Raw genomic sequence first — 26,966 nt, 5'->3', positions numbered from 1 at the left:
GTTTTCACGTAAGCTTCTTTTTTATGTAAGTGTGTGTAACCGTTAAGCCGCATTGGGTTTTGTCGGTGAGTACGCGAAACTTTACGGTTACACGACACTTATTCATATGAGTAAAGGGTTATTCCAACAAAAAGTTTTAATTTAAGCGATTGGACCGCCTAAGTTAATAATGTCTTCAGATACGCTGTCGAACTTTTTGAAGTTAGCTTTGAATTCATTTGCAAGTTCGATTGCTTTTGCTTTGTAAGCAGCTTTATCAGCCCAAGTTTGTTCAGGCATTAACACTTCGTCAGGTACACCTGGTACGTGAAGTGGAACTTCAAGACCGAAGATGTCATGTTTAGCTGTTTCAGTTTTCGCAAGTTCACCGTTTAATGCTGCTTGAATCATTGCACGAGTGTAACCTAAGTTCATACGTTTACCAACGCCGTATTCGCCACCAGTCCAGCCAGTGTTTACTAAGAATACTTTCGCATCGTGTTTCTCGATTTTTTCACCAAGCATTTCAGCATAGCGAGATGCATCAAGTGGTAAGAATGGTGAACCGAAGCAAGTTGAGAATGTTGCTTGCGGAGATGTAACGCCGCGCTCTGTTCCTGCTAGTTTACTAGTGTAACCACTTAAGAAATGATACATAGCTTGCTCTTTTGATAACTTACTGATTGGAGGCAATACGCCAGATGCATCAGCAGTTAAGAAAATAATTGTATTTGGGTGTCCAGCAACACTTGGCAGTACGATATTGTCGATCGCATGCATAGGGTATGCAGCACGAGTATTTTCTGTTAAAGTAGTATCGTTGTAGTCGGCGATACGTGTTTGGTCATTAATGATAACGTTTTCTAAAACAGATCCAAATGTGATTGCATCGAAAATTTGTGGTTCTTTCTCGTGAGAAAGGTTTACACATTTCGCGTAGCAACCGCCTTCAATATTGAATACACCGTTATCAGACCAACCGTGCTCATCATCACCGATTAGTTTACGGTTTGGATCAGCAGATAATGTTGTTTTACCTGTTCCAGATAAACCGAAGAATAGTGCTACGTCGCCTTCTTCACCTACGTTTGCAGAGCAATGCATAGAAAGAATATCTTGTTCAGGTAATAAGAAGTTCATAATAGAGAAGATTGATTTTTTCATTTCTCCAGCGTATTCTGTACCACCAATTAGTACGATACGTTTTTCGAATGAAACCATAATGAATGCTTCAGAGTTTGTACCGTCAACAGCTGGATCAGCTTTGAAATTCGGTGCAGAAACAATTGTGAACTCTGATTCATGAGTTGTTAATTCTTCTTCAGTTGGACGAATGAATAATTGATGTACAAATAAATTGTGCCATGCATATTCGTTAATAACTTGAATTGGTAGGCGGTAATTGCGGTCAGCGCCTGCAAATCCTTTGAAGACGAATAACTCTTCTTTTTCTTTTAAGTATTCTAAAACTTTAGTATATAATTTATTAAAATGTTCTTCAGAAATCGGTTGGTTCACAGCTCCCCAAGCAATTTTGTCAGCAACCGATGCTTCTTTCACAATAAATTTATCTTTAGGAGAACGTCCTGTATATTTTCCAGTTGAAGCAGAAACGGCACCAGTCGAAGTTAATTTCCCTTCATTTCGCATTAATACTTTTTCCACTAATTGCGGAACACTTAGTTGAATCTGTGCATTGCTTCCGTTCAATAATTCGTGTAAACCAATTTGGACATTCACAGTACTCATATTTATATACCATCCTTTTCATTTAATGAAATATTTCTCGTAATCCCCAACAAGAGTATAACACAATTATATAAATAATGTATACTATTTATTTCTTTTTGTTTGTGTGAATGCATTATTTCCCTATTAATATTTCATTTCAGGCGTATTGAGAAAAACTTTCAGGAAAATGTGAATATTAATTGACAAATGAATATCATTTCTTTAGTATAGGTTGGGACGGATACTCTCTTATCCCGAGCTGGCGGAGGGACAGGCCCGATGAAGCCCAGCAACCTCACTTGTAGTGGTAAATACAGGTGAATAGGTGCTAAAACCTGTGCGAGGCTACAGGTCTCGAACGATAAGAGCGAAGGGCAAAAAGCAGTATGCAAGTAGCAAATTAAACCTTTCCTCTATGTAAAGTAGGAAAGGTTTTTCTGTATGCTTGTGTGGGAGAATAAATGTATGTCGCAGTTTGTGGCAAATTAAGGATGAGTTCCGTACAATATATACAATTACTGTAGGGAGGTTTACCACATGACAAAAAAACGTCATCTGTTCACATCTGAGTCTGTAACTGAAGGACATCCAGATAAAATTTGTGACCAAATTTCTGATTCAATTTTAGATGCGATCTTATCAAAAGACGCAAATGCACGTGTAGCTTGTGAAACAACTGTAACAACTGGTTTAGTATTGGTAGCGGGGGAAATTACGACTTCTACTTACGTAGATATTCCAAAAATCGTTCGTGAAACAATTCAAGGCATTGGTTACACACGCGCAAAATACGGATTCGATGCAGAAACTTGTGCAGTTTTAACATCTATCGATGAGCAATCTGCTGACATCGCTATGGGTGTTGACCAAGCGCTAGAAGCACGCGAAGGTCAAATGACTGACGCTGAGATTGAGGCAATTGGTGCAGGAGACCAAGGTTTAATGTTTGGTTTCGCATGTAATGAAACACAAGAGTTAATGCCACTTCCAATCTCGCTTGCTCACAAATTAGCTCGCCGTTTAACTGAAGTACGTAAAGATGATACATTATCATACTTACGTCCGGATGGAAAAACGCAAGTTACAGTTGAGTATGATGAAAATGGTAAACCAGTACGTGTTGATACTATCGTAATTTCTACACAACATCACCCAGATGTTACATGGGAAGAAATCGATCGCGACTTAAAAGAGCACGTAATTAAAGCTGTAGTACCAGCAGAATTAATGGATGGAGAAACGAAATTCTTCATTAACCCAACTGGCCGCTTCGTAATTGGTGGACCACAAGGTGATGCTGGTTTAACAGGACGTAAAATCATCGTTGATACTTACGGTGGATACGCTCGCCACGGTGGCGGTGCATTCTCTGGTAAAGATGCAACGAAAGTTGACCGTTCTGCAGCATATGCAGCTCGTTATGTTGCGAAAAACATCGTAGCAGCTGGTCTTGCTGAAAAAGCAGAAGTACAACTTGCATACGCAATCGGTGTAGCACAACCAGTATCAATTTCAGTTGATACATTCGGCACTGGTAAAGTATCTGAAGACGTACTAGTAGAGCTAGTTCGTAACAACTTCGATCTTCGCCCAGCTGGTATTATTAAAATGCTAGACTTACGTCGCCCAATTTACAAACAAACAGCAGCTTACGGCCACTTTGGACGTACTGATGTAGATCTATCATGGGAACGTACAGACAAAGCAGCAGCTTTAAAAGAGCAAGCTGGTCTATAATATATGAAAAAAAGCTTTGCGCGGTGAGCGCAAAGCTTTTTTTATTTATAATTACGTTGGAATAAAGCGAAGAGTTCAATGTCATGCCAATTGCCATTGCGGAATATAGCTTCTTTACAAGTTCCTTCATGTTGAAAACCGAGTGATTTATATAATTTAATTGCTCTATCGTTAAAAGAAAATACTCGTAAAGAAAGGCGATGTAAATTTAATTCTAAAAATGCATAATCCAATAATAAGGTGAAAGCTTCCTTCCCATAACCTTGCCCCCAGTAATCCTTGTTACCAATATCAATAATACATTCAGCGTTTCGATTATACGAATCAATATGAATTAAAGAAGTAATACCAATTGAAAGATGCGTAGATTTTTCTTCAATGATATAGCTCTTAGAGTCCGAAGAATGAATAAATTGCTGGCAAAGTTTTTCTGTGTCTTGAAGGGAAGGTTTATCAAGAGTGAGAGTAGTTGAACTCATAACGTCTATATCATTATGCCATTTATAATATGTTAGAATATCATCTTCGGAAAACTTTCGTAACTGGATACGGTTTGATTCAAACAATGTAAGTCCTCCTTTTGTATTTCCTTTTCACATGATTTACAAAGGATTGATTTCTTCTGGAACATATGTAATCAACCTTTCATTTGACGTGCTTTACCTGCGCAAAATGCACTACTTAGTAAAAATAGTGTCGCGAATATAATGCTTACTAATGTAGCGTATGGAATTGCGCCTTTTAAGGAAAAGCCGACAGTGATTGAAGCGATGAATAAGAGGATAAATGTTGTTGTTAATTTTTTATAAAGTTCCATACTATGTAGACCTCCAATTTATTTTTTAGTACAAGTTTTAAAATTGAATTCTATTATGTAGAAAATATAAAGAGTAGCTAAAGATGTGTAGTCTAGGAGTATAAGAAAGGGCACTTTCCTTTTTGTGGGTTAGTATACTTATATTGTATCATGGCGCATGATTGGCTTCATACATAATTGTGTAAAGGTATGTATGATAAAATGAAGAAAAGTCTTTAAGAAAGGAAAGATAAAAAATGAGTGTAACTGAACATAAAAAACAAGCTCCAAAAGAAGTGCGTTGCAAGATCGTGACGATTTCCGATACACGTACGGAAGAAACAGATAAGAGCGGACAACTATTACATGAATTGTTAAAAGAAGCGGGACATAAAGTAACTTCTTATGAAATTGTAAAAGATGATAAAGAAAGTATTCAGCAAGCAGTGTTAGCTGGTTATCATAAGGAAGATGTAGATGTTGTATTAACAAATGGCGGTACTGGTATTACGAAACGCGATGTCACAATTGAAGCAGTATCAGCGTTATTAGATAAAGAAATTGTTGGATTTGGTGAGCTGTTCCGTATGATTAGTTATTTAGAAGATATCGGAAGCAGCGCAATGTTAAGTAGAGCGATTGGTGGTACAATTGGGCGCAAAGTAGTCTTCTCGATGCCAGGGTCTAGCGGAGCGGTTCGCCTTGCGATGAATAAATTAATTTTACCGGAATTAGGTCATATTACATTTGAGCTGCATCGCCAATGAGTAAGTATGCTGGAATTGTATTAGCAGGTGGTATGTCGAGTAGATTCGGTGAGCCGAAAGCGTTAGCAATTTGGAAGGGAACTACTTTTGTTGAGCATATTGTGAAAGTGATGGGAAATACTTTGCAAGACATTGTAGTAATTAGCCATACTGATATAAAAGAGCGAGTAGAGCAATTCGTACAAGTACCTGTTATAGAAGACATTCCGCACTATAAAGGGAATGGACCGCTGGCCGGCATTGTATCAGGAATGGAATACATAGAAGCAGATTGGTACGCTATTATGCCTTGCGATGCACCAAACGTGTCGCATGAATGGTTTACCATTTTACTAGAGCAAACGAACAATGAATATGATGCGGTTGTACCTATTATTAATGGAAGAAAACAACCGCTACTTGCGGCGTATCATAACCGCGTGAAAGAAAAGATTTATGCTTTACTTCAGGAAGAAAAAAGAAGTATGGGGCAGCTTTTATCACAATGTAATGTGAAGTATGTTTCTGGAGAAGATGTACAAGCGAATGCGGATTGGTTTATAAATGTAAATACGAAAGAAGAATATGTGCAGGCTCAAAAAGACCTTTCAAATGAATGAAAGGTTTTTTTGATATACAGAATTGGGGAACAATTGCTGTATAAAGGTATGTGAGTGAGTTGATTTTAAGGGGAATTCTTAAAATCATTATACAGTTAAAACACTGTATAACCATATATTAATTTTTATGGGTTTTTATTACAAGTCTGTTTAGTTATGTTTATTTTTGATATAATTAATATAGAAATAAAACAATGCTTAACCTTATGTATCATTTATTAAACTAAAATTTATGACCATGTAATAAACTCCCTTCGTTTTTTGAAGGGAGTTTTTCTATTTAAGCAAGCAACTCTGATGCGTTATGCTGAAGGACTTCTTCATATTGGTTAAGCAAGCCACGAAAGACCTCATCCCAGCTCTTTGATTTCGCAAAAGAGGAAGATTCTATTCCCATCTGCTCAAGTTTTTCTTCATTTTGTAATAAAAAATAAATGGATGATAGAAATGCATCTTCATTTTTAGGCGGACAAAGAACTCCCGTTTTTCCATCTGTAATAATATTTTTAACCCCGCCACTATTTGCACCAATAACAGGTGTACCGCATGCGAGTGATTCAAGTACGACATTTCCGAATGTTTCAGTAGCTGATGGAAACACCATTATGTTAGAACAAGCATATGCTTCAGCTAAATCCCCGCCTTGTAAATAGCCAGTAAAAGTGATATTTGTTTTCGGAACAGCTTCACGTAAACTTGTTGCTAGAGGACCGTCTCCTGCGATGAGCCAATGAATATCGTTTCGAGTATGTGCTGTTTTAACGATAAGGTGTTGCAGCGTATCAATATCTTTTTCAGGAGCAATTCGTCCAACATAGGAAAGGACATACTTCGCTGTAATATTATATTTTTTTCGGAATAGGTCTGTATTGTAAGCTGGATGAAAGAGTGTGCAATCTACACCACGTCCCCATATAGAGAGGGTCTGAAAGCCTTTATTTTTTAATTGATGTAATGTTTCAAAGGAAGGTACAAAATTTTTTTGCATATGACTATGAAACCATTTTAAATAGTTCCAAAGCATATTGGAGAGGAATTCGATTTTGTAATAACGTAAATAGGCATCGAAATCAGTATGATAAGAACCGACAACTGGGATGTTTAACTTTTTTGCATAATACAATCCACAAAGTCCCATGTTGAAAGGTGTGGCAATGTGAATAATGTCAGGTTTAAAGGAAAGTAGTTCCCGTTTAATACGCGGAGTAGGAAAAGAAAAACGACATTCTGGATATAATATTGTTAACGGGATACTTCTCATCTTATTCACATTCGCTACAAAATTATCTTCAGCTGTATGCTGAGGGGCGAAAACAGAATAGGCGATCTGTTCTTTCTGAAAATATCGTGTTAATCGCTCTAACGTTTTCGCAACCCCGTTAACTTGTGGCGTAAAAGTATCGGTAAAAATGGCGACTCTCATCATATCACTCCTTTATGTGAAAAGTGGGATGAATTGATAAAAAGAGATGATGCCAGAGCAAGTGCCAAGGCACATACCGACGAATACATCTGACGGATAGTGAAGTCCTAAATAAATACGTGAAATACCGACGCATAATGCTAACGGTAATAGGAAAGCAAGTAAGCTTGGATTATAGCAAATAAATGGAATGAAGACAGAGAAAACGGCTGTTGTATGACCAGACGGGAAAGAGTGGTCTTTTAATGGATGGACTGGATATTTTGCATCCTGAATTGTTAAATAAGGACGTTTTCGTGGATACCATCTTTTTAATATTTGTACAGGAATATGGCTAATTGTTAAAGAAATAGCAGTTGCAATTGCTGCTTGATGTAAAGTACCTTTTGCAAAAATTAAAAAGAAAAGTGTGAGTGCGATGGAGAAAGTCGCGCCACCGATATGAGTAATATTGCTGAAAAAGATATTTAATGTTTTTTGATCAAAGTAGCGATTAATTCCTTTGAAAATGTAACATTCTATTTTATATAATCCACTGACCTTCATGAAAATTCTCCTCCCTCGTTTACATATATATGGAGATATTAGCTTTTATTTTAATAAGATTTTGTTGAGGGAGTAATAATGTTTTGTAAAGAAAAAGTTAGATTTTATATAAAAAAAGCTGCCAATCTTATGGCAGCGGAAATTTACTTCTGTAATGATTTATAATATTGACCTTTTTCAACGTATTGCGTGCGAATACGCTCCATATCTTTACGGTCTTCTGCTGTTAATTCACGAATGACTTTCGCGGGACGACCGAAAGCTAACGTGTTTGGTGGAATTTTCTTTCCTTGTGAAACGAGGCTTCCAGCGCCGATAAAAGCTCCTTCGCCAATTTCAGCACCATCTAATATAATGGATCCCATTCCAATTAAAGCATCTTTTTTAATATGACAACTATGTAAAATAACTTGATGCCCAACTGTAACATCATCTTCTAAGATAAGAGGATACTGAGGGCTTTGGTGGAGTGTACATTGGTCTTGTACATTTACTCGGTCTCCAATGATCGTTGGTGACACATCACCACGGATGACTGTATTAAACCAAATACTTGATTCCTCGCCAACGTAAACATCGCCTGTAATCGTAACATAGTCAGCGATAAAAGCACTACTCGCAATTTTCGGTTTTTTTTCTTTGTAAGGATATATCATGTAAAGTCTTCCTTTCCTAGAGACTAGTTTTAGTGTATCAAATTATGAGAAAGAGTGAAATGGAGGAGAGCCGTATGTGGAATTATGAAGCGGAGGAAGCAAAGGCTGTCATTGTTATTGTGCACGGCGCAATGGAATATCACGGACGTTACGAAGCCGTTGCGGAAATGTGGAATCATATCGGCTACCACGTCGTGATGGGGGATCTTCCGTCACATGGAACGACTTCAAGAAATAGAGGACATATTGATTCATTTGATGAATACATAGAGGAAGTTAAACTATGGGTGAAAGAAGCAAGAAAGTATAGGTTACCTATTTTTCTATTCGGTCATAGTATGGGTGGTCTTATTGTCATTCGTATGATGCAAGAAACGAAGAGAGAAGATGTAGAAGGTATTATTTTGAGTTCGCCTTGTTTAGGGGTAGTGACTGGACCCTCTGCTCCGCTTCAATTTGCTTCAAAAATATTAAATGTTGTGGCTCCAAAATTGCAATTTGCAACGAATCTTACGGTGGAAATGTCAACACGTAACCACGAAGTGAGAGATGCAATGGAGAATGATTCTTTGTTCTTGCGCAAAGTATCAGTACGTTGGTATAGTGAATTGATTAAGTCTATCGAAATCGCTCATAAAAAAATAGATGATTTTCCAGATGTTCCGCTCTTGCTAATGCAAGCTTGTGAGGATAAACTTGTAGATAAAACACGTGTCCGCACTTGGTTTGATAATGTTAAAATAAGTGATAAGGCTTTTAAAGAATGGCCGAATTGTTATCACGAGTTATTAAATGAGTATGAGCGTGATGAAATTTTGAGTTATATTCAGTCATTTACTGAAATGCATGTCAATAATATAGTAAAAACAAACAAATAAATCATTATTTGTACATTTAATAGAGGAGATGAAGGAAGAAGTGAACGTACCGAGTAATCCCATAACGCTCATGGCGAAAGTATACCGTGATGTGTTTCCGGTTGTACACCATGAGCTAGCGATGTGGAAAGAGCGTGCCTACCATATTCCGAATGATGAGCTTCATAGTCAGGCAATCGCAAGTATTGAGCATAAAACGTTTCATTGTGAGGGCGGTGGCATTTTAGCTCTGCTAGCAAATGAACACCGAGAAGAATGTATTCGTTTTATCGTAGCGTATCAAACGATCAGCGACTATTTAGATAATTTATGTGATCGCAGTACATCACTTGATCCAAATGATTTTGCCGCACTGCATGAATCGATGTTAATGGCATTATCACCTGAAGTAGAAGGTGGCGGTAATTATTATCGTTATCGTGATGATCAAGATGATGGTGGTTATTTAGATGAACTTGTTGAAACATGCCAAGATGTTTTAAAGAAAACGAAGCACTATGACAAAATTGCTCCTGTTCTTCATGAACTTGCTTGTTATTATTGTGATTTGCAAATTCATAAACACGTGAAATTAGAAGAAAGAGAGCCGCGCCTGAAAAATTGGTTTGAAGCACATAAAGAAAACTTACCTGAGATGAGTTGGTTTGAATTTTCAGCATGTGCCGGTTCTACACTTGGAATTTTCTGTCTTGTAGCATATGCATTTCATGATGAATTACATGATGAAGATATTGCGAAAATTAGACAAGGGTACTTCCCTTACGTACAAGGACTTCATATCTTACTTGATTATTTCATTGATCAAGAAGAAGACCGCGCCGGCGGGGATTTGAATTTCTGTAGTTATTATGAAAACGAGCAAGCAATATTAGATCGGATGAAACACTTTGTAGAAGAAGCGGAGAAGAGCATTGGTGATTTGCCTCATGCGAAGTTTCATCGCCTTATAAGCCGAGGGTTACTTGGTATTTATTTATCAGATCAAAAAGTATCAGCACAAAAGAATATGCACAAAATGGCACGGCGCATTGTAAAGTACGGAGGCCTCACTTCACGATTCTTCTATTGGAACGGGAAGATGTACCGAAAGAAAACAGCGCAGTGATGAAGAAAACCACTCATGTAGAGTGGTTTTCTTTTCATTATGATCGTATTTTTGAAAATACATATATAAGAAGTTCAATCGCTAAAATAACTAAAACAGATAGTCCAAATAAAGGCATGACAGCGCCTAGTATTACCATCATGATAAAGAAAACGAATATACTTTTCTTATCTCTTTGTTTTGGAGGTGCTGCTAATTTTCCTTTCGGCTTTCTTGCTAACCACATTTTTATTCCGTAATAAATGAGAAGTAGTAGAGATAATGTCGTTAGTAAGCATAATATTTTATTTGGCCATCCGAATAAATGTCCTTCATGAAGCGGGATACCGTAAGTGAACCATTGTGCAAGTAATCCATAATCACGATAGTCCGTTTTTGAAATGAGCTCCCCGCTATATTGGTCAAAGTAAGCTGTTATCTCTTCATTTGGTGCAACATGCATACCTGTAATACCAGAACCGCTCGATTTCGAAACAGTGAATACACCTTTCGGATCAGCTGGTAGTGAAATAACATATGGCTTCTTTATTTCAATTCCTTTTTGTAATTCATCGACAGAAATTGCTTTCGGTTCATTTAAATTTGATTCAGGCGGAGCTTCTTTTCTTGTTGCCCACGGCAATTCTTTTACCTTTGATTCAGGTGGAGCCATGTACAATTTTGGATATCCGAGTGATTCATTTGACGATGCGATTTTATAAATTTGGTTCCCCATAAATCCTGACCATGGCAATCCAGATGCGACTAGCAGAAAGAGAGGAATTGTAAATATAATACCGATAATAGAATGACGTCTTTTTGCTTTTTCTCGCTTATTGGATGATGGTGTGTTTTTGAATTGTCGTATACTCATGTACAATCCGGTTACGATTAAAAAGATTGTCCAGCATGCCGCGAGTTCTACAGTATAGTTTACGACAGTGCCACCAACTAAAAGAGAACTATGTAATTCCCTCATTATATTAGCAAACGTTTCACTTGCGTTTTGATCCCCAACAATTTGATTATTACTATCTAAATACACATATTTTTGTTGCCCAGTATACTCATTTGCAATCGTAAGTCTCGTATTATAATCCCCATTAAACTCACTAATTTTCGCCACGCTATAATGTGGATATTTTTTCTCTGTTAAGGAAATAGAATCAGACATCGAAATAGATTCCGTTTGAGCGCTCTTCCCAAAATATAAATCTTTATAGATGAAATCCTCAACCTCTTCCCGAAATAAATACCCAATTCCGCTTAGTGACAATGTAATAAGAAGCGGCGTAATAAAAAGCCCAGCATAAAAATGCCAACGCCAAAAAATGTAATGAAGCGAACGATTTACTTTCATACTTTCAGTTCCCCTAACCTTCCCTATATGAATAACTACTTATTTAATATAGCGAGATTAAGTGTGATTACTTTGAAAGAATTGTGAAGAAAGTTAAAAGTTTTTAGGATGATTTTCATAAAACATAAAACACATTTCAAAAGGGATGTTTTCTATGTTTATGAAGATTTCTTTGTATTTGATAGATACATCCTAACAACCGCTTTCGCAAGACATTGAGAAGAATCAACAAAATTCTCACTCGCCACCACATTCAAATCGGTACATGCGATAATGGCGGTATCAACTTCCTCTCTCAATTGTAAAACGAGCGCATTCCACAATTCGTGAGCTTTTTCAATCTCTCCAGATTTAATACAAGTAATAATTTGATTAATCATTTCCTGCCATGTTTCATGATGAATGTATTCTATATTCCGCTTTGCAATCCCATCTTGGTAAATATCAGCTTGAACAGTTGCTTCCGTTGCGAGAAGAGCGACTCTTTTTGCAGTTTCAGGAATCGCTTGTAACGTTTCATCAACTATATGCAAAATAGGAATAGAAAGAGAGTCCTGTAATTCTTCAAAATAAAGATGCGCCGTATTGCACGGCATAGCGATAAAGCTTGCGCCAGTACTCTCGAGTTTTTGTGCCCCTTCAATAATCGCTTTTTTCATCGCTTCGTGATCAATAGGGCGATCCATATAAAACGGTGTTGGGCACGAGTAAATCATCATATGAGGAAAGTCCATATCATGCTTTGCTCCGTATATTGTTTGGCACTCTGCTACAACTGTATCGATGAATGGTCCAGTTGATTTTGGCCCCATTCCTGCTAGTATTCCGATCATTGTTTCGTCTCCTTTAAGAATGTTTACATCCATTATATAGGAGAATAACAAAAAGACGTGCAATGAGTGCACGTCTTTTTTTGTTATGTTTTGTCGAACAATCGATATATCCGAGAAATCGTTGATATATTGTAAGTTATGATAGATATATCGAAAAAATCGTTGATATATCCCGAGTTACGATAGATATAATTGAAAAATCGTTGATATATTACCCCGCATTAACGGGCAGTAAAACTCTCACCTTAAAATTCGCCTGGAGCAAAGAGGTTAGGTGGGAGATAAACTGCCCATAAATGCCCGATTGGTTCAACTAATAATCAGTGGGGATGCCCCCACTGATTAAAGTTTCACTTTATCGCTTCTCAATCGCCACAATAAATGGTGGGTTATTTTGCTGGTTAATGAAGCCGTATCGCAGTACGTGTGCTTGTTTTTGGTCTAGTTCTTCGGCAAATGTAAGTACAGCGTCGCGTTCTACTTGTCCTTCTGGGTGTCCGTGGTAAATAACAAGGACGATGATACCTTCAGGTGCCATTACTTCTAATAATTGTTCGATCGCTGAGATTGTTGAGTTCGGTTTTGTAACGATATGCTTGTCTCCGCCTGGAAGGTAACCTAAGTTGAAAATTGCGCCTGTTACTTTTCCTTTTGCATCTTCTGGTAATATGGATAGAAGTGTATCGTGACTATCGTGAACTAAAACAGTACGTTCGAAAAGTTCTTTTTCTTTTAGACGAGTTGTTGAGCTTTCAATTGCCTCTTTTTGAATATCAAATCCAAATACTTTTCCGTTATCTCCAACGATTTCAGCTAGGAAGCAAGTGTCATGGCCGTTTCCTAAAGTTGCATCTACAGCGTAATCGCCTTCTTTTACTGCCGTTTGCAGAAGCGAGCGAGCAAACGGTAATACACGTTCTAATTTCATTTTTGTTTCTCCTCATTTGCATATTTTCCTTGCCAGCTTCCGCGGCGTACAAATTCTGCATCAATGGAATTTAATACTTCCCATTTATTTAAGCTCCACATTGGACCAATCATTAAATCAGGCGGACCGTCACCTGTGATACGGTGCACAATTACGTCTTCTGGAATCATTTCAAGTTGGTCAACAACGAGACTTACGTAATCCTCAAGAGAAAGGAACTCGAGTTGTCCTTTTTCATATTGCTTCACCATTGGCGTTCCTTTTAATAAGTGAAGTAAGTGGATTTTAATTCCTTGTACATCAAGCTTCGCTACTTCACGAGCTGTTTCCATCATCATGTCGTAATCTTCAAGTGGAAGGCCGTTAATAATATGAGAACAAACTTTAATGCCGTGCTTACGTAATTTATTTACACCTTCAACGTAAGAAGGATAATCGTGAGCACGATTAATAAGATTTGCAGTACGTTCATGGACGGTTTGTAGTCCGAGTTCAACCCAAAGGTAAGTGCGTTTATTTAAGTCCGCTAAATATTCAACAACATCGTCCGGTAAACAATCTGGACGAGTCGCAATAGAAAGACCGACAACGTCTTTTTCTGCTAGAAGCGGTTCGAATTTTTCTTTTAACACTTCAAGTGGTGCATGTGTATTTGTGTACGCCTGGAAATAAGCGATACATTTTCCATCTTTCCACTTTGAGCGCATTTTTTCTTTCATTTCATGATATTGCGTTATAACATCATCGCGGCGATCGCCAGCGAAGTCACCAGATCCAGCAGCACTGCAAAATGTACAACCGCCATAAGCAACTGTACCGTCACGGTTCGGGCAATCGAAGCCAGCATCTAATGAAACTTTAAAGATTTTTTCACCAAATTCATTTCGTAAATGATAATTCCATGTATGATAACGTTTATTGTCGTTTGTATATGGAAAAGGGTTTTGAACCTTCATTACTTTCCCTCCTAAGCCGAGTCAAAATGAAACAAAATCCATTATAACATACTCATAAGGTTCAGATGGAAGGGACACACTAAAGGGGAATTGAAGCAAGGAGGGACAATTATGGCAGAGCGTCAATCACTTGAATCGTATATTACACAAGCGGAACAAGCGGTGGAATATGCGAAAGAACAATTAGACCAAGGTATGAGACAAGAGCATTATAATACGATGGAGTATTCGGATGCGCAGTTGCAATTAGAACAAGCGTATAACGATTTACAAACGATGCAACAACATGCGAATGATGAGCAACGTGAGCAGTTAAATAGAGCACGTATGGCAATTCGCCAATTGCAACATCAAATGATTATTACACCGCACTAATAAGGAGTGAATGTAATGGCGAAACGTTCAGATCAAAATAACCCAGAACAAAAAACGCAAAATGGACATAACGCTGAGTTTTCGAATGAACTTGATCCGATTGTTCAAGTAAAACAGCGTAATAGTAAAAAAGGACAACCTCAAAAATCGAAACAATCAGAGTAGACCAGGTCGCAATATGACCTGGTTTTATTTTGCTATATGACAATAATGTAAGATTCCTGTAAGGTTTGCCGATAGTTGCAATTGTCCTTTTCCAGTAGAGTAAGGGAGGATTAAATTTTGGACAAGGAGCTGCTTTATGGGGAACAATATTACAAACAAGCGAATTGATGAGTTAGATTACATTCGTGGCTTCGCATTACTGGGGATTATTTTAGTAAATATTTTAGCACTACTTAATATTAAAACTCCAGATCCTAATACAGTAGATGCTAGCTATCAAAGGTTTCTATACTTATTTGTAGAAGGTCGTTTCTTCTCGATTTTCTCATTCTTATTTGGAGTGGGATTCTATATCTTCATTACAAGAGCGATTGCGAAAGGGAAAAATGGATATGTTCTATTTTTCCGCCGCGTAGTTGCATTATTTATATTTGGTTTGATTCATTACATGTTTCAGCCTGGAGAAGCGTTAACGTTATATGCAATTTGCGGATTAATCGTTTTACCGTTTTATAAAGCGAAAAAACAAGTGAACTTAGTAATTGGTCTTATTTTGACAATAGCCTTTAGTGTAATGGGTGTTAAAGAACTATTACCACTTGGTTTAATTTTATTAGGTCTTGCTGCAGGACAATATCGTGTATTTGAAAATCTTTCAAAAAACATAAAGCAAGTCGCTATTTTTACAGGCATTATGTTTGTTTTAAGTGTGGCAGCTGTATGGTATCAATATGGACACGTGCCTGCTGGCCCATTTGTAAATATGATATTGATGAATGAAGACGGAACGATGGATGCTGCAGGCCAATTTTTAAAAATTGGTGTTACAGTGGGACCAATTATTTCAGCTTTCTATGTCGGAGCATTAATTTTATTACTTCAATTAAAACCAGTTCAAACATTGTTAGCGCCACTGAAATACTACGGTCGTATGGCGTTAACGAATTATATTGGACAAACTGCAATGATTTTAATTGCCGGTAGCGTATTTAACTTTGCAGGAAACTTGACATACATGCAGACGTTATATGTATGTATCGCAATTTATGCAATTCAAATTGTGTTTAGTGTAATTTGGATGAAAATCTTTAAAATGGGTCCATTAGAATGGATTTGGCGAGTTGTTACGTATTGGACGGTAACACCTTTAAAGAAATAAAGAGAGAAGTGGGCTGTTCCTTTTTTGTGGAACAGCCCATTTTTATTTTCATCTTTTTCGGAAAGTTGATATTCCTTCGCGAATCGCCGATATATATTGGAAATCGCTAATAAAATTTCATTTATCAACGAACCTTACACACTTATCTTTTTTATATTACAAAAGTGTAAGGTAAATGTAATGTTAACAAATAGCAGTTCACCTCCAAAAGGCGCAAAATAGGTAATGGAAAAACAAGCGTAGGAGGATATATATGACGAAACCAGTTGTAGACGTGAAAAACGTTCAAAAAGTGTACGGTAAAAAAGGTGAGAACCAATCACACGCGTTAAAAGGTGTGTCATTCTCAATTCAAGAGGGTGAGTTTGTTGGAATTATGGGACCATCTGGTTCTGGTAAAACGACATTATTAAATGTAATTTCAACATTAGATAAAGCAACGGGCGGCGTTGTTGAAATTGCGGGTACGGATATTACAAAAATGAAGCAAGGTGAGCTTTCTGATTTCCGTTCACAAAAATTAGGATTCATCTTCCAAGATTTTAATTTGTTAGAAAACTTATCTATTTATGAAAACATTGCACTTCCACTTTCCTTGCAAGGTGTTCCATCACGTAACATTGGACCAAAAGTCGAGAAAGTAGCGGATATGTTAGGGATTACAGAAATACTTCAAAAGTACCCATCTGAAGTATCTGGTGGGCAAAAGCAACGTTCGGCAGCAGCGCGTGCTTTAGTGCATGAGCCGGCAATTATTTTAGGGGACGAGCCAACAGGGGCGCTTGATTCTAAAAATGCAACGAGTTTACTTGATGCGATGACAAACTTAAATAAAGATCAAGGCGTATCTATTATGATGGTTACACATGATCCGTACAGTGCAAGTTACTGTCAGCGTATTTTATTCATTCAAGATGGTGAGCTATATAAAGAAATTCACCGCGGCGGTACACGTGAAGAGTTTTATAAAGAAATTTTAGATGTGCTTGCGGACTTAGGCACACAAAAAGCGTAAGAAGGGAGGTTCTAGAGCATGTTATTTAAACTTTCCATGTCAGGGCTAAAAAGTAAGCTGAAAGATTATATCGTCTTACTTGTTGGTCTTGTCATGTCCATTTCAATTTTTTATATGTTTCAAACATTAGCGTTAAACGAGGCCTTCCTTAAGGAAAATTCTACTATTGGTCAAATTGGATTTGTATTCCAAGCAGGTTCATTTTTACTAGCTATTATAACGTTCTTCTATATTTTGTATGCGAACTCTTTCTTACTATCTCTTCGTCAAAAAGAGTTTGGTATGTATATGATGTTAGGAGCAAAAAAGCATAAAGTTACATTACTTATGTTTATTGAGACAATTGTATTAGGCGCCGCGTCTCTTGCAATTGGAATTGCAGTTGGTGTAGGACTTGCAGAAGGTATCGGTCAATTATTAATGAAACAATTAGAATTTGCTGGTGAAGGCTATAAAGCATTTTATCTGCCATCTATGACTGTTACTTGTATCTTCTTCTTTGCACTATTTGTATTATCGGCAATTATGAACAGTATTAAATTATCACGTATTTCTGTCCTGCAACTTGTACATGCAGACGCACAAACAGAACGTGTTGCAGTAAAAGGAAAAATGACAGGTGTAGTTGCATTCCTTGCGGTTATTTTATTAGGAATGGGCTATGCATCAATGATTTACATGGAAAAACTAAGAGAAATGGGAATCATTATTGCATTAATTACAACGACAGCTGGTACTTACATGCTGTTTGGATCACTTCTCCCGGTCTTTATTAAAAAGTTAAAGAGTAATAAAAAGCGTAGTGAAAAAGGACTTAACGCTTTTACATTTGCACAATTAAATTTCCGTATTAATAGCTTAACAAAGGTGCTTGCGACGGTAGCAATGTTAGTTGCGCTCGGAGCTGGTGCAATTTCAGGCGGTATGGCGTTTAAAAATAACGTTATAAAAATGGTTGATGGATTTGAAATTTATGATTCAGTAGTTCATAATCCAACGGCTGAAGAAAAGAAAATTTTAAATGGTATTACATTTAAAGAGAAAAATGAATATCGTTACAAAATCGATGATAAATACGTTTACTATGTAAAAGAGGATTTAGAGAAAAATCGTCCTGTAATAAGAGATATGGAAAATATGAAGTCGATGAAGGATGGCGTGAAAACGAAAAAAGTCTCAGAGGAACTACCAGTAGGTGCAGTTGCTAGAGAAATGAATGAAAAAGATGCGAATGCGAAAGAACTTCCACAAGAATGGGACGAGGCTTTCAGAACAATCCAACCATTCTATGTACATCAGGATCATGCAATTAAAATTGTAAATCAAAAAATGTACGATGAGATAAATGGTAAAGAAGGTATAGCATTTATCGGAAAAGTAGATGATTTCTTAACATATGAAAAAGAATGGAAAAAAATTGACGAGTTGCAACTAGATAAATATAAAAATGTAAAAGCTGAACAAATGAATAGTAAACATCAAATGTATGACATGTTCTACGGCTTTGCGAGCGGAACAGTGTTTATGGGATTCTTCCTTGGAATTGCGTTCTTAGCAATGATGGCAAGCTGTCTTATGTTTAAAATTCTTTCTGGTGCATCAAAAGATATTACGCGTTATCAAATGCTCCGTAAAATCGGGGTGCGCCGTGAGTTATTAACGAAATCGATTTATAAAGAGTTATTCTTAGTATTCTTATTCCCAGCAATTGTGGGTATCGCTCACGTATTAGTTGGTATGAATATTTTCGGATTTATTTTAATCGATCCGTACTTCCGTATTTGGGTACCAATCGTAATTTTCGTAGTTATTTATGCGATTTATTACTTCATTACAGTTCAATTGTATAAAGGAATTGTTCTTCCGAAAGAAGATTAATAATAAAAACCGAGCAAAAACGCTCGGTTTTTATTATTTTCAGAAAAAACACTTTAATGTTACTAAAATATATAATATAATGCAAATAAGTAACGTAATATAAAAGTAGAAGTAGTTGTATAAGGAAAGGAGGAATCCAATCTGTAGAAAGATGCTGAACTTTTATCCCCACATTTTTTACCGCAACGTATTTATACAATCGTAAGTTTCCACATTGAAAGTTTTCAGAACCACCTGAGTATATTGTGAAAATAATGGATAACACATGGAAATCTCATAGCATGATAAGGTAAAATGGACAACATAATGAGAAAATTACCGTTCATAAGATGAGGAGAATACATGTATGGAAGTTGTAGAGGCATTAAAAGATATAAGCCAAATTGAGGCTATGAAAAAATATTTAAAAGAGCACTCCCAGCGAGATTATCTTTTATTTGTTATTGGAATTAACACAGGATTAAAAATTACAGAATTACTTAGCATGAAATTTGAAGATGTATTAAATGAAGATGGGACTGTTAAAGAGTTTTATACTCTTCCTGTGAAAGATGAAAAATTCAAACAAGATATTTATTTAAATACAAAAGTAAAAGAAGCGCTTTTAGATTACGTACAATCTATTGGCGTTAAAAGAGAAAATTACGTATTTCAATCTAATAAAACGCCAAATTCAATTACGCGCCAACAAGCGTATCGTGTAATTCATAATGCTGCAGAAGCAGTTGGAGTTGTTGGTAAGATCGGAACGAATTCAATGCGAAAAACATTCGGATTTCATGCGTACAAAAGAGGGATAGCGATTGCGCTGTTGCAAAAACATTTTCATCACGCGACTCCATCAGAGACGCTAAAGTATTTAGGTATTTCAAAGGATGAGACCTTTAAAACGGAGATTGATGTCGATTTATAAAAGCCGTAACTAAAAGAATTAGGAGGCGGAAAATATGAATATTAGAGAGAGTGAACTGCCGGGTATTGGATGTAAGTTTGAAGTGATTACAAAAGGTAATGAAAAGATGGTTATCGTTATTCATGATGATGGCCGAAGAGAAATGTACCATTTTGATGCTGATCATGAGGAGAGTATTTCAAGCGTCTCTCTTCGTGATTCCGAAGCGAGACAAATTGCAGCTATATTGGGCGGAATGGTATATAGACCACAAGCTTTAGATACGATTGAAATGGCCTTTGAAGGATTATCAATTGAGTGGTTTAAGGTGGAAAATAATGCACCAGTCGTACAAAAAACAATTGGTAGTTTACATGTCCGAAACACATATAACGTAACGATTATTGCCATTTTGAAAAAGAATATGAAGAAGTTCTTTAATCCAGGCCCAGATTCTATCATTGAAGCTGGCGATATGCTCGTACTATCAGGTGAAAGACATGAAGTAAAAAGAATTATTAATGAGTTGCTTTCAGTAGGAGGGGATTCATAATCGATGGATACTTTAATCTTTGAAGTTGGGACTGCGTTAGTATTAGTCGCTTTTGCAGCTATTCTCGCTGCAAAGTTAAAGTTCTCGATTATTCCGTTTCTCATTATACTCGGTATGCTAGTGGGGCCCCATGCCCCAGATTTAGGGCTTATCGATTTAAGATTTATTGAAAGCGGAGAAGTTATTTCCTTCCTCGGCCGTGTTGGCGTTATATTCCTCTTATTCTATTTAGGCTTAGAATTCTCAATTAAAAAATTAATTAAATCAGGAAAGTCAATTGCTTTTGGGGGAACTGTTCATATATCGCTTAATTTTATATTAGGTTTACTTTACGGATATATAATGGGTTTCCCCTTATTAGAAACATTAATTATTGCTGGGATCATAACAATTTCATCGAGTGCAATTGTTGCGAAAGTAATTGTTGATTTAAGAAGATCTGGTAATAAAGAGACGGAGCTAATTTTAGGAATCATTATGTTTGATGATATCTTTTTAGCCGTATATTTATCAGTCGTTTCAGGATTAGTACTCGGAGGGGCAACGTCACTTGTAGGGGCTCTTACATCTATTTTAATCGCAGTAGGGTATATGCTACTATTCTTTGTAGTTGCTAGAAAAGCTACACGATTTTTAAATAAAATGTTAGATATTTCGTCCAATGAAATTTTTATTATCGTAATATTCGCTATTTTGTTCTTTGTAGCAGGATTTTCAGAAACGATTCATGTCGCGGAGGCGATTGGAGCATTATTATTGGGGCTCGTCTTTTCTGAAACAGAGCATAGTGATCGAATTGAACAGCTCGTTGTTCCGTTTCGTGATTTCTTTGGAGCTATATTCTTTTTCAGCTTCGGTTTAAGTATAGACCCATTTTCACTTGGAGGAGCAGTGTGGTTGGCATTAGGAGCAGTTTTCATTACTCTTATCGGTAATTTTACTGCTGGAATGGTTGCGGGGCGTAAAGCTGGGTTATCGCATAAGGCTTCTACGAATATCGGTTTAACACTTGTATCACGCGGAGAATTTTCCATTATCGTCGCGAATATTGGAATTGCGGGCGGCTTAATGGCAACTATTAAACCATTCTCAGCTTTGTATGTTTTAATATTAGCATCGTTAGGACCTTTGTTAACGAAAGAATCTGGGAGAATATATTCCTTATTAGATAAAATATTTAAATGGAGCGCTAAAGAAAGTGCGAAGCGAGAAAAGGAAGTTGGATAGTATAAAGAGGCTGCATGAAGTTCATGCAGCCTCTTTATACATTGTTACTGTTGTCATTTTTTGTCGGTAAGTCGATATATTTTAATAATCGCTGATATAATCCAAGAAGCAATCAGTATAATTTCATTTACCGTCGAACCATTATCTGAATTTCATCAACTATTAATCAGTTGCCTTCCTATTTAAAAACGACTACAATTTTACTGTTATATATATGAACGAAAAAAATAGAATAGGAGGGGAAACTATGCCAAGGAAAGTATGGCTATTAGTAGCTGGGATGATTATTAATGTCACGGGTGCTTCTTTTTTATGGCCTTTTAATACAATTTATTTGCATGATCACCTAGGAAAATCTTTATCTGTGGCCGGAATGGTATTAATGATCAATTCGCTTACTGGTGTAATCGGAAACTTGCTCGGCGGTGTTTTATTTGATAAATGGGGCGGTTATAAATCAACTTTAGTAGGGATTGTGATTACACTTGTATCGATTTTAGGTCTTGTGTTCTTCCACGGTTGGCCGTTATATGTTGTATGGCTAGCGTTAATCGGCTTCGGTTCTGGAATGGTCTTCCCATCGATGTATGCGATGGTTGGTACGGTTTGGCCAGAAGGCGGAAGACGGGCATTTAATGCGATGTACGTTGGACAAAATGTTGGTATTGCGATCGGAACAGCATGTGGTGGATTAGTTGCATCGTATCGTTTTGATTATATTTTCTTAGCGAATTTTATTTTATACTTTGTTTTCTTTTTAATTGCTTTTATTGGATTCCGCGGTATGGAAGACAAGAAAGAGCCAGGAGTGCAAAAAGAAGTCGAAACGAAAAAAGGGTGGTCACTTACACCTGGATTTAAAGCACTTCTTATCGTGTGTGTAGCATATGCTTTATGCTGGGTTACATACGTACAGTGGCAAGGAGCGATTGCAACACATATGCAAGAATTGAATATTAGCCTTCGTCACTATAGTTTACTATGGACGATAAACGGAGCGATGATTGTTTGTGCGCAACCACTTGTTAGTATGCTAATTCGTTGGATGAAGCGTTCTTTAAAACAGCAAATTATGATTGGAATCTTCATTTTTGCGGCGTCATTCATTGTGTTAAGTCAAGCGCAGCAATTTACGATGTTCCTCGTTGCGATGGTAACATTAACAATTGGTGAGTTATTTGTATGGCCTGCGGTTCCAACGATTGCAAATATACTTGCACCAAAAGATAAATTAGGATTTTATCAAGGTGTCGTAAATAGTGCGGCGACTGTAGGGAAAATGTTCGGACCGGTCGTTGGCGGAGCAATTGTGGATTTATACAATATGGAAGTATTGTTTATAGCAATCATGGTAATGCTTGTAGTAGCGCTTATAGCAACGAGCATTTATGATAAACGAGTAAAAGTAGAAGAAACAGTTGAAGAAAAAATTGCAGTTTAGTTTGACGGAACATGTAACATGTTTTAGAATATATTTAAATAAAACAACCTTTAGAACAAGGGAGATAGCTCGGCTGTCTTAAGATGAATTCGTTAGTTATTAAGAGTAACGATTAACCGAGAAGTCCTCGCTTTAAGTAAGCTCTTAAGAGATACTAGGTGAAGGATAGTTCACTTAACTTATATGTGTAATAACAGTGAGAAGGAGTAGTAGTAATAGAAGCTGGTTTAGAGAGTTGACGGTCGGTGCAAGTCAATCCACGTTTCGTTATGAACTCGCCTTTGAGTTGCAGTTGTGAAACTAATAGTAGCAATTGCCGTTAATCCACGTTACGGATCTAAGCGAATGTATATTTGTACATTAATTTAGGGTGGTACCGCGGGAATCTATAACCTCTCGTCCCTTTCTAGGGATGAGAGGTTTTTTGTATTTTGGGCGGTGAAAATAAATAGAATTTCAAGGAGGGTATCTCATGAGCTTTAATCATCAAGAAATTGAGAAGAAGTGGCAAGGGTACTGGGAAGAGAATAAAACATTCCGTACGCCAGATGAGACAGAAAAACCAAAATTTTATGCACTAGATATGTTCCCATATCCATCAGGTGCAGGCTTACACGTAGGACATCCAGAAGGTTATACAGCGACAGATATTTTATCTCGTATGAAGCGTATGCAAGGATATAACGTTCTGCATCCAATGGGATGGGATGCATTTGGTCTTCCAGCAGAGCAATATGCACTTGATACTGGAAACAGCCCAGCTGAATTTACAGAGCATAATATTAATACATTCCGTAACCAAATTAAATCATTAGGTTTCTCTTACGATTGGGACCGTGAAGTAAATACAACAGATCCAAACTACTATAAGTGGACGCAATGGATCTTCCTAAAACTATTTGAAAAAGGCTTAGCTTACGTTGATGAAGTACCTGTAAACTGGTGCCCAGCACTTGGTACAGTACTTGCAAACGAAGAAATCATTGACGGTAAGAGTGAGCGTGGTGGACATCCAGTTGAGCGTCGTCCGATGAGACAGTGGATGTTAAAAATTACAGCTTACGGAGATCGTCTATTAGAAGATCTAGATGAGCTTGATTGGCCTGAAAGCTTAAAAGATATGCAACGTAACTGGATCGGTCGTTCTGAAGGTGCAGAAGTACACTTCAACATCGATGGTACAGACGAGAAATTCACAGTTTTCACAACGCGCCCTGATACATTATTTGGTGCAACATACTGTGTACTAGCTCCAGAACATGCACTTGTTGCAGAAATTACAACAGCAGAACAAAAAGAAGCGGTAGAAGCTTACATTAACGCTGTAAAAATGAAGAGTGACCTAGAGCGTACAGAACTTGCGAAAGAGAAAACTGGTGTATTCACTGGTACTTACGCAGTTAACCCAGTAAACGGTGAGAAATTACCAATCTGGATCGCTGACTATGTTCTTGCAACTTACGGAACAGGTGCTGTAATGGCAGTTCCAGCTCACGATGAGCGTGACTATGAATTCGCATCAGTATTTAATCTTCCAATGAAGGAAGTTGTAAAAGGCGGAGATATTACGAAAGAAGTGTACACAGGTGATGGTGCACACGTAAACTCAGCATTCCTTGATGGATTAAATAAAGAAGAAGCAATCGCAAAAATGATTGAATGGCTTGAAGCAACGAGCGCAGGAAATCAAAAAGTAACGTACCGTCTACGTGACTGGTTATTCAGCCGTCAACGTTACTGGGGTGAACCAATTCCAGTAATTCACTGGGAAGATGGTACAATGACAGCTGTGAAAGAAGAGGAATTACCATTAGTTCTTCCGAAAACAGAAAACATCCGTCCTTCAGGTACAGGTGAATCACCACTTGCTAACATTGACGAGTGGGTAAATGTTGTTGATCCTGAGACTGGTAAAAAAGGTCGTCGTGAAACGAACACAATGCCGCAATGGGCTGGTAGCTGCTGGTACTACCTACGTTACATCGATCCAAACAATAGCGAAGCACTTGTAGATCCTGAAAAAGTAAAACAATGGCTTCCAGTTGATATTTATATCGGTGGTGCAGAACATGCCGTACTTCACTTACTATATGCTCGTTTCTGGCATAAAGTATTATACGATATCGGTGTAGTTCCAACGAAAGAGCCATTCCAACAATTATTCAACCAAGGTATGATTCTAGGTGAAAACAACGAGAAAATGAGTAAATCAAAAGGTAACGTTGTAAATCCTGATGATATCGTAGCAAGCCACGGTGCAGATACACTTCGTCTATACGAAATGTTCATGGGACCATTAGATGCTTCAATTGCTTGGTCTGAAAATGGTCTTGACGGAGCTCGTCGTTTCCTAGACCGCGTATGGCGTCTATTCGTTCAAGATAACGGTGAATTAAGTGAGAAAATTACTGACGCACCAAATAAAGAGCTTGAAAAAGCTTACCATCAAACAGTGAAGAAAGTAACAGAAGACTATGCAGAGCTTCGCTTCAACACAGCGATTTCTCAAATGATGGTATTCATCAACGATGCATACAAAGCTGAAACACTTCCAAGAGAATATGTAGAAGGTTTCGTAAAAATGATTGCACCAGTTGCACCTCATATCGGGGAAGAGCTATGGAGCAAACTTGGATACAATGAAACAATCACATATGCAAGCTGGCCAACATTTGATGAGTCTAAACTTGTAGAAGATGAAGTTGAAATTGTTGTTCAAGTTATGGGTAAAGTTCGCGCAAAACTAACAATGAGTAAAGACGCATCAAAAGAAGAAATGGAACAACTTGCACTTGAAGCAATTCAAGACCAAATTGAAGGGAAAACAGTTCGTAAAGTAATTGTTGTTCCTGGAAAACTTGTTAATGTTGTTGCAAATTAATTTATTCTAAATAAAAGCTCAGAGTATGTATACTCTGAGCTTTTTTGTGTAGAAAATAATCTCTGGATCACTCTAGTCTAAGTTTTCAATTATTCCAATACGTACAAATAAAAGAGCGGAATTCCAATACAGACAAACACCTATTTTTCTATAGGAAATATGATAAAAAAGGTAGGCTAAATTGAGTAGAAGAGGTGAAAGGAATGAAAGGGATGGACAATAATGCACCACATGGCTTTTTCGGAGGTGGATCGGATAGTTATGAACAAATGATGTTAATGGGAGGCGGACAACAAGGATATGGCGGAATTCCGAGCTGGATGGGTGGAACACCTGGAGGATTTTCCACATCAGTAGCTGGAGCACAAACTGGAATTCCAACATTAACAGGAGGATTTCCATCATCAGTAGCTGGAGTGCAAACAGGAATCCCAACATTTGTAGGCGGAGCAGCGGGAGGAGTACCAGTAGGCGTACCAACTACATTCCCATCTTTCGTTGGAGGAGTACAAACAGGATTTCCGGTACCGGGAGTAGGTGTTGTGGCAGGCGGAGTAGGTGGTTATCCACAAGGTTTTTACGGTCACCATGGCCACCACGACGGTCATCATGGACACCATGGCCATCATGGACATCATCACCACCAAGGTCACCATGGCCATCATGGCCACCATCACCATCATGGCCACCATCACCACCAAGGTCACCATGGCCATCATGGACATCATCAACAACAAGTACATCACCACGGCCACCATCATATGCATCCGCAGGCTGTTCTTTATCAAACTCACCAAGGCCAACATGGTCACCATGGACATCACCACCAAGGCCAACATCATGGACACCAAGGTCACCACCATCACCAAGGTCATCAAGGCCAACACGGTCATCATGGGCACCAAGGCCAACATCATGGACACCAAGGTCAACAGCACCAACAGCACCAACAATATCAGCAATATCAACAACAACAACAATCTTCTCCTTGGACAGGTGGAATTGGAGCAGGAGGAGCGGGGGCAGCAGCAGGAGCGGCTAGCATTAGTGGAGCTGCAGGACATGCGGGACACGTGGGTCATTAATGATTGCCAGAAAAAAAGACAT

At 37.6% G+C, this 26,966-nt stretch carries 26 protein-coding genes, 1 riboswitch and 1 other annotated feature; of the genes, 16 read left to right on the top strand and 10 right to left on the bottom strand.

Annotated elements, in window-relative coordinates:
* Window positions 1-141 precede the first annotated feature (141 nt).
* Complete coding sequence (gene pckA / locus ACUL40_RS16080) at window positions 142-1,728, bottom strand: phosphoenolpyruvate carboxykinase (ATP) (RefSeq protein WP_000108802.1); 1,587 nt, start codon at window positions 1,726-1,728, stop codon at window positions 142-144.
* Window positions 1,729-1,956: 228 nt separating this feature from the next.
* Window positions 1,957-2,078: riboswitch (SAM riboswitch) on the top strand.
* Between the two features lie 169 nt (window positions 2,079-2,247).
* Between pckA and metK the strand changes: the two genes are divergently transcribed.
* Window positions 2,248-3,447 carry a methionine adenosyltransferase gene (metK, locus tag ACUL40_RS16075; RefSeq protein WP_000163123.1) on the top strand — a complete coding sequence of 400 codons (1,200 nt, stop codon included), beginning with the start codon at window positions 2,248-2,250 and terminating at the stop codon, window positions 3,445-3,447.
* 41 nt (window positions 3,448-3,488) lie between these two features.
* Here the strand turns inward: metK and ACUL40_RS16070 are convergent, their stop codons facing one another.
* Together ACUL40_RS16070 and ACUL40_RS16065 are read right to left on the bottom strand one after the other, a co-directional pair.
* Window positions 3,489-4,013, bottom strand: a complete 525-nt coding sequence (locus tag ACUL40_RS16070; protein ID WP_074047376.1) for a GNAT family N-acetyltransferase — start codon at window positions 4,011-4,013, stop codon at window positions 3,489-3,491.
* 71 nt (window positions 4,014-4,084) lie between these two features.
* The gene (locus ACUL40_RS16065) at window positions 4,085-4,264 is read right to left on the bottom strand and encodes a hypothetical protein (RefSeq protein ID WP_000424797.1); all 180 of its coding nucleotides are present in this window, start codon (window positions 4,262-4,264) and stop codon (window positions 4,085-4,087) included.
* A 236-nt stretch (window positions 4,265-4,500) separates the two neighbouring features.
* Between ACUL40_RS16065 and ACUL40_RS16060 the strand changes: the two genes are divergently transcribed.
* Both ACUL40_RS16060 and ACUL40_RS16055 read left to right on the top strand, forming a co-directional pair.
* On the top strand, window positions 4,501-5,010 hold the full coding sequence (locus ACUL40_RS16060) for a MogA/MoaB family molybdenum cofactor biosynthesis protein (RefSeq protein WP_000117124.1): 510 nt from the start codon (window positions 4,501-4,503) through the stop codon (window positions 5,008-5,010).
* Window positions 5,007-5,609, top strand: coding sequence for a molybdenum cofactor guanylyltransferase (locus tag ACUL40_RS16055; protein ID WP_000049596.1), 603 nt, complete (start codon window positions 5,007-5,009; stop codon window positions 5,607-5,609). Before ACUL40_RS16060 ends, ACUL40_RS16055 begins: the two co-directional genes overlap by 4 nt.
* Before the next feature lie 280 nt (window positions 5,610-5,889).
* Here the strand turns inward: ACUL40_RS16055 and ACUL40_RS16050 are convergent, their stop codons facing one another.
* The 3 genes from ACUL40_RS16050 to ACUL40_RS16040 all read right to left on the bottom strand — a co-directional run bounded on the left by ACUL40_RS16050 (window position 5,890) and on the right by ACUL40_RS16040 (window position 8,234).
* Window positions 5,890-7,032, bottom strand: a complete 1,143-nt coding sequence (locus ACUL40_RS16050) for a glycosyltransferase family 4 protein (protein WP_001261642.1) — start codon at window positions 7,030-7,032, stop codon at window positions 5,890-5,892.
* Window positions 7,033-7,044: 12 nt separating this feature from the next.
* On the bottom strand, window positions 7,045-7,578 hold the full coding sequence (locus tag ACUL40_RS16045) for a phosphatase PAP2 family protein (protein WP_079004440.1): 534 nt from the start codon (window positions 7,576-7,578) through the stop codon (window positions 7,045-7,047).
* Between the two features lie 143 nt (window positions 7,579-7,721).
* Complete coding sequence (locus ACUL40_RS16040; RefSeq protein ID WP_000640188.1) at window positions 7,722-8,234, bottom strand: gamma carbonic anhydrase; 513 nt, start codon at window positions 8,232-8,234, stop codon at window positions 7,722-7,724.
* A 74-nt stretch (window positions 8,235-8,308) separates the two neighbouring features.
* On the opposite strand from ACUL40_RS16040, the gene ACUL40_RS16035 reads away from it, so the two are divergent.
* The gene (locus ACUL40_RS16035; protein ID WP_000267421.1) at window positions 8,309-9,112 is read left to right on the top strand and encodes an alpha/beta hydrolase; all 804 of its coding nucleotides are present in this window, start codon (window positions 8,309-8,311) and stop codon (window positions 9,110-9,112) included.
* 40 nt (window positions 9,113-9,152) lie between these two features.
* Window positions 9,153-10,217 carry a tetraprenyl-beta-curcumene synthase family protein gene (locus tag ACUL40_RS16030; protein ID WP_001102460.1) on the top strand — a complete coding sequence of 355 codons (1,065 nt, stop codon included), beginning with the start codon at window positions 9,153-9,155 and terminating at the stop codon, window positions 10,215-10,217.
* Between the two features lie 37 nt (window positions 10,218-10,254).
* Here ACUL40_RS16030 and ACUL40_RS16025 read toward each other — a convergent pair whose 3' ends face one another.
* From ACUL40_RS16025 to ACUL40_RS16010, 4 genes are all read right to left on the bottom strand, one after another.
* The gene (locus ACUL40_RS16025; protein WP_000867835.1) at window positions 10,255-11,556 is read right to left on the bottom strand and encodes a PepSY-associated TM helix domain-containing protein; all 1,302 of its coding nucleotides are present in this window, start codon (window positions 11,554-11,556) and stop codon (window positions 10,255-10,257) included.
* Window positions 11,557-11,714: 158 nt separating this feature from the next.
* Complete coding sequence (locus ACUL40_RS16020) at window positions 11,715-12,389, bottom strand: aspartate/glutamate racemase family protein (RefSeq protein ID WP_000579289.1); 675 nt, start codon at window positions 12,387-12,389, stop codon at window positions 11,715-11,717.
* Between the two features lie 355 nt (window positions 12,390-12,744).
* Window positions 12,745-13,317 carry a class I SAM-dependent methyltransferase gene (locus ACUL40_RS16015; protein ID WP_079004439.1) on the bottom strand — a complete coding sequence of 191 codons (573 nt, stop codon included), beginning with the start codon at window positions 13,315-13,317 and terminating at the stop codon, window positions 12,745-12,747.
* Complete coding sequence (locus ACUL40_RS16010) at window positions 13,314-14,273, bottom strand: TIGR01212 family radical SAM protein (protein WP_000868031.1); 960 nt, start codon at window positions 14,271-14,273, stop codon at window positions 13,314-13,316. The genes ACUL40_RS16015 and ACUL40_RS16010 overlap by 4 nt, the downstream gene beginning before the upstream one ends.
* A 111-nt stretch (window positions 14,274-14,384) precedes the next feature.
* On the opposite strand from ACUL40_RS16010, the gene ACUL40_RS16005 reads away from it, so the two are divergent.
* The 11 genes from ACUL40_RS16005 (at window position 14,385) to ACUL40_RS15955 (ending at window position 26,944) form a co-directional block, all read left to right on the top strand.
* Window positions 14,385-14,648 carry a YtzC family protein gene (locus tag ACUL40_RS16005; protein WP_000840869.1) on the top strand — a complete coding sequence of 88 codons (264 nt, stop codon included), beginning with the start codon at window positions 14,385-14,387 and terminating at the stop codon, window positions 14,646-14,648.
* Between the two features lie 15 nt (window positions 14,649-14,663).
* A complete protein-coding gene (locus tag ACUL40_RS16000) occupies window positions 14,664-14,813 on the top strand; it encodes a hypothetical protein (protein ID WP_001129340.1) in 150 nt (49 codons plus the stop codon).
* Between the two features lie 136 nt (window positions 14,814-14,949).
* Window positions 14,950-15,972 carry a DUF418 domain-containing protein gene (locus tag ACUL40_RS15995; protein ID WP_079004438.1) on the top strand — a complete coding sequence of 341 codons (1,023 nt, stop codon included), beginning with the start codon at window positions 14,950-14,952 and terminating at the stop codon, window positions 15,970-15,972.
* Window positions 15,973-16,225: 253 nt separating this feature from the next.
* A complete protein-coding gene (locus ACUL40_RS15990) occupies window positions 16,226-16,987 on the top strand; it encodes an ABC transporter ATP-binding protein (RefSeq protein ID WP_000165844.1) in 762 nt (253 codons plus the stop codon).
* 18 nt (window positions 16,988-17,005) lie between these two features.
* Window positions 17,006-18,865: an FtsX-like permease family protein gene (locus tag ACUL40_RS15985; RefSeq protein ID WP_000897745.1), complete on the top strand. Its 1,860-nt coding sequence runs from the start codon at window positions 17,006-17,008 to the stop codon at window positions 18,863-18,865.
* A 346-nt stretch (window positions 18,866-19,211) separates the two neighbouring features.
* The gene (locus ACUL40_RS15980; protein ID WP_000454210.1) at window positions 19,212-19,778 is read left to right on the top strand and encodes a tyrosine-type recombinase/integrase; all 567 of its coding nucleotides are present in this window, start codon (window positions 19,212-19,214) and stop codon (window positions 19,776-19,778) included.
* A 34-nt stretch (window positions 19,779-19,812) separates the two neighbouring features.
* Window positions 19,813-20,310, top strand: coding sequence for a cation:proton antiporter regulatory subunit (locus ACUL40_RS15975; protein WP_001026053.1), 498 nt, complete (start codon window positions 19,813-19,815; stop codon window positions 20,308-20,310).
* A gap of 3 nt (window positions 20,311-20,313) precedes the next feature.
* On the top strand, window positions 20,314-21,537 hold the full coding sequence (locus ACUL40_RS15970; RefSeq protein WP_000380179.1) for a cation:proton antiporter: 1,224 nt from the start codon (window positions 20,314-20,316) through the stop codon (window positions 21,535-21,537).
* Window positions 21,538-21,784: 247 nt separating this feature from the next.
* Window positions 21,785-22,978, top strand: coding sequence for an MDR family MFS transporter (locus tag ACUL40_RS15965; protein ID WP_001137561.1), 1,194 nt, complete (start codon window positions 21,785-21,787; stop codon window positions 22,976-22,978).
* Between the two features lie 187 nt (window positions 22,979-23,165).
* Window positions 23,166-23,385, top strand: a binding site (T-box leader).
* A 65-nt stretch (window positions 23,386-23,450) separates the two neighbouring features.
* The gene (gene leuS / locus ACUL40_RS15960; protein ID WP_445423052.1) at window positions 23,451-25,859 is read left to right on the top strand and encodes a leucine--tRNA ligase; all 2,409 of its coding nucleotides are present in this window, start codon (window positions 23,451-23,453) and stop codon (window positions 25,857-25,859) included.
* 203 nt (window positions 25,860-26,062) lie between these two features.
* The gene (locus tag ACUL40_RS15955) at window positions 26,063-26,944 is read left to right on the top strand and encodes a hypothetical protein (RefSeq protein WP_079004437.1); all 882 of its coding nucleotides are present in this window, start codon (window positions 26,063-26,065) and stop codon (window positions 26,942-26,944) included.
* Window positions 26,945-26,966 lie beyond the last annotated feature (22 nt).

Source organism: Bacillus sp. KNSH39 (genome assembly GCF_052656585.1).
Note: the sequence above shows the minus strand (reverse complement) of the source record. Positions and strands in the feature narration are given on the sequence as shown.

What these genes read in the sequence shown, in the direction of transcription:
- pckA (WP_000108802.1), bottom strand. Translation starts at nt 1,728, where the DNA reads ATGAGTACTGTGAATGTCCAAATTGGTTTACACGAATTATTGAACGGA.
- metK (WP_000163123.1), top strand. Translation starts at nt 2,248, where the DNA reads ATGACAAAAAAACGTCATCTGTTCACATCTGAGTCTGTAACTGAAGGA.
- ACUL40_RS16065 (WP_000424797.1), bottom strand. Translation starts at nt 4,264, where the DNA reads ATGGAACTTTATAAAAAATTAACAACAACATTTATCCTCTTATTCATC.
- ACUL40_RS16060 (WP_000117124.1), top strand. Translation starts at nt 4,501, where the DNA reads ATGAGTGTAACTGAACATAAAAAACAAGCTCCAAAAGAAGTGCGTTGC.
- ACUL40_RS16055 (WP_000049596.1), top strand. Translation starts at nt 5,007, where the DNA reads ATGAGTAAGTATGCTGGAATTGTATTAGCAGGTGGTATGTCGAGTAGA.
- ACUL40_RS16050 (WP_001261642.1), bottom strand. Translation starts at nt 7,032, where the DNA reads ATGAGAGTCGCCATTTTTACCGATACTTTTACGCCACAAGTTAACGGG.
- ACUL40_RS16045 (WP_079004440.1), bottom strand. Translation starts at nt 7,578, where the DNA reads ATGAAGGTCAGTGGATTATATAAAATAGAATGTTACATTTTCAAAGGA.
- ACUL40_RS16040 (WP_000640188.1), bottom strand. Translation starts at nt 8,234, where the DNA reads ATGATATATCCTTACAAAGAAAAAAAACCGAAAATTGCGAGTAGTGCT.
- ACUL40_RS16035 (WP_000267421.1), top strand. Translation starts at nt 8,309, where the DNA reads ATGTGGAATTATGAAGCGGAGGAAGCAAAGGCTGTCATTGTTATTGTG.
- ACUL40_RS16025 (WP_000867835.1), bottom strand. Translation starts at nt 11,556, where the DNA reads ATGAAAGTAAATCGTTCGCTTCATTACATTTTTTGGCGTTGGCATTTT.
- ACUL40_RS16020 (WP_000579289.1), bottom strand. Translation starts at nt 12,389, where the DNA reads ATGATCGGAATACTAGCAGGAATGGGGCCAAAATCAACTGGACCATTC.
- ACUL40_RS16015 (WP_079004439.1), bottom strand. Translation starts at nt 13,317, where the DNA reads ATGAAATTAGAACGTGTATTACCGTTTGCTCGCTCGCTTCTGCAAACG.
- ACUL40_RS16010 (WP_000868031.1), bottom strand. Translation starts at nt 14,273, where the DNA reads ATGAAGGTTCAAAACCCTTTTCCATATACAAACGACAATAAACGTTAT.
- ACUL40_RS16005 (WP_000840869.1), top strand. Translation starts at nt 14,385, where the DNA reads ATGGCAGAGCGTCAATCACTTGAATCGTATATTACACAAGCGGAACAA.
- ACUL40_RS16000 (WP_001129340.1), top strand. Translation starts at nt 14,664, where the DNA reads ATGGCGAAACGTTCAGATCAAAATAACCCAGAACAAAAAACGCAAAAT.
- ACUL40_RS15995 (WP_079004438.1), top strand. Translation starts at nt 14,950, where the DNA reads ATGGGGAACAATATTACAAACAAGCGAATTGATGAGTTAGATTACATT.
- ACUL40_RS15990 (WP_000165844.1), top strand. Translation starts at nt 16,226, where the DNA reads ATGACGAAACCAGTTGTAGACGTGAAAAACGTTCAAAAAGTGTACGGT.
- ACUL40_RS15985 (WP_000897745.1), top strand. Translation starts at nt 17,006, where the DNA reads ATGTTATTTAAACTTTCCATGTCAGGGCTAAAAAGTAAGCTGAAAGAT.
- ACUL40_RS15980 (WP_000454210.1), top strand. Translation starts at nt 19,212, where the DNA reads ATGGAAGTTGTAGAGGCATTAAAAGATATAAGCCAAATTGAGGCTATG.
- ACUL40_RS15975 (WP_001026053.1), top strand. Translation starts at nt 19,813, where the DNA reads ATGAATATTAGAGAGAGTGAACTGCCGGGTATTGGATGTAAGTTTGAA.
- ACUL40_RS15970 (WP_000380179.1), top strand. Translation starts at nt 20,314, where the DNA reads ATGGATACTTTAATCTTTGAAGTTGGGACTGCGTTAGTATTAGTCGCT.
- ACUL40_RS15965 (WP_001137561.1), top strand. Translation starts at nt 21,785, where the DNA reads ATGCCAAGGAAAGTATGGCTATTAGTAGCTGGGATGATTATTAATGTC.
- leuS (WP_445423052.1), top strand. Translation starts at nt 23,451, where the DNA reads ATGAGCTTTAATCATCAAGAAATTGAGAAGAAGTGGCAAGGGTACTGG.
- ACUL40_RS15955 (WP_079004437.1), top strand. Translation starts at nt 26,063, where the DNA reads ATGAAAGGGATGGACAATAATGCACCACATGGCTTTTTCGGAGGTGGA.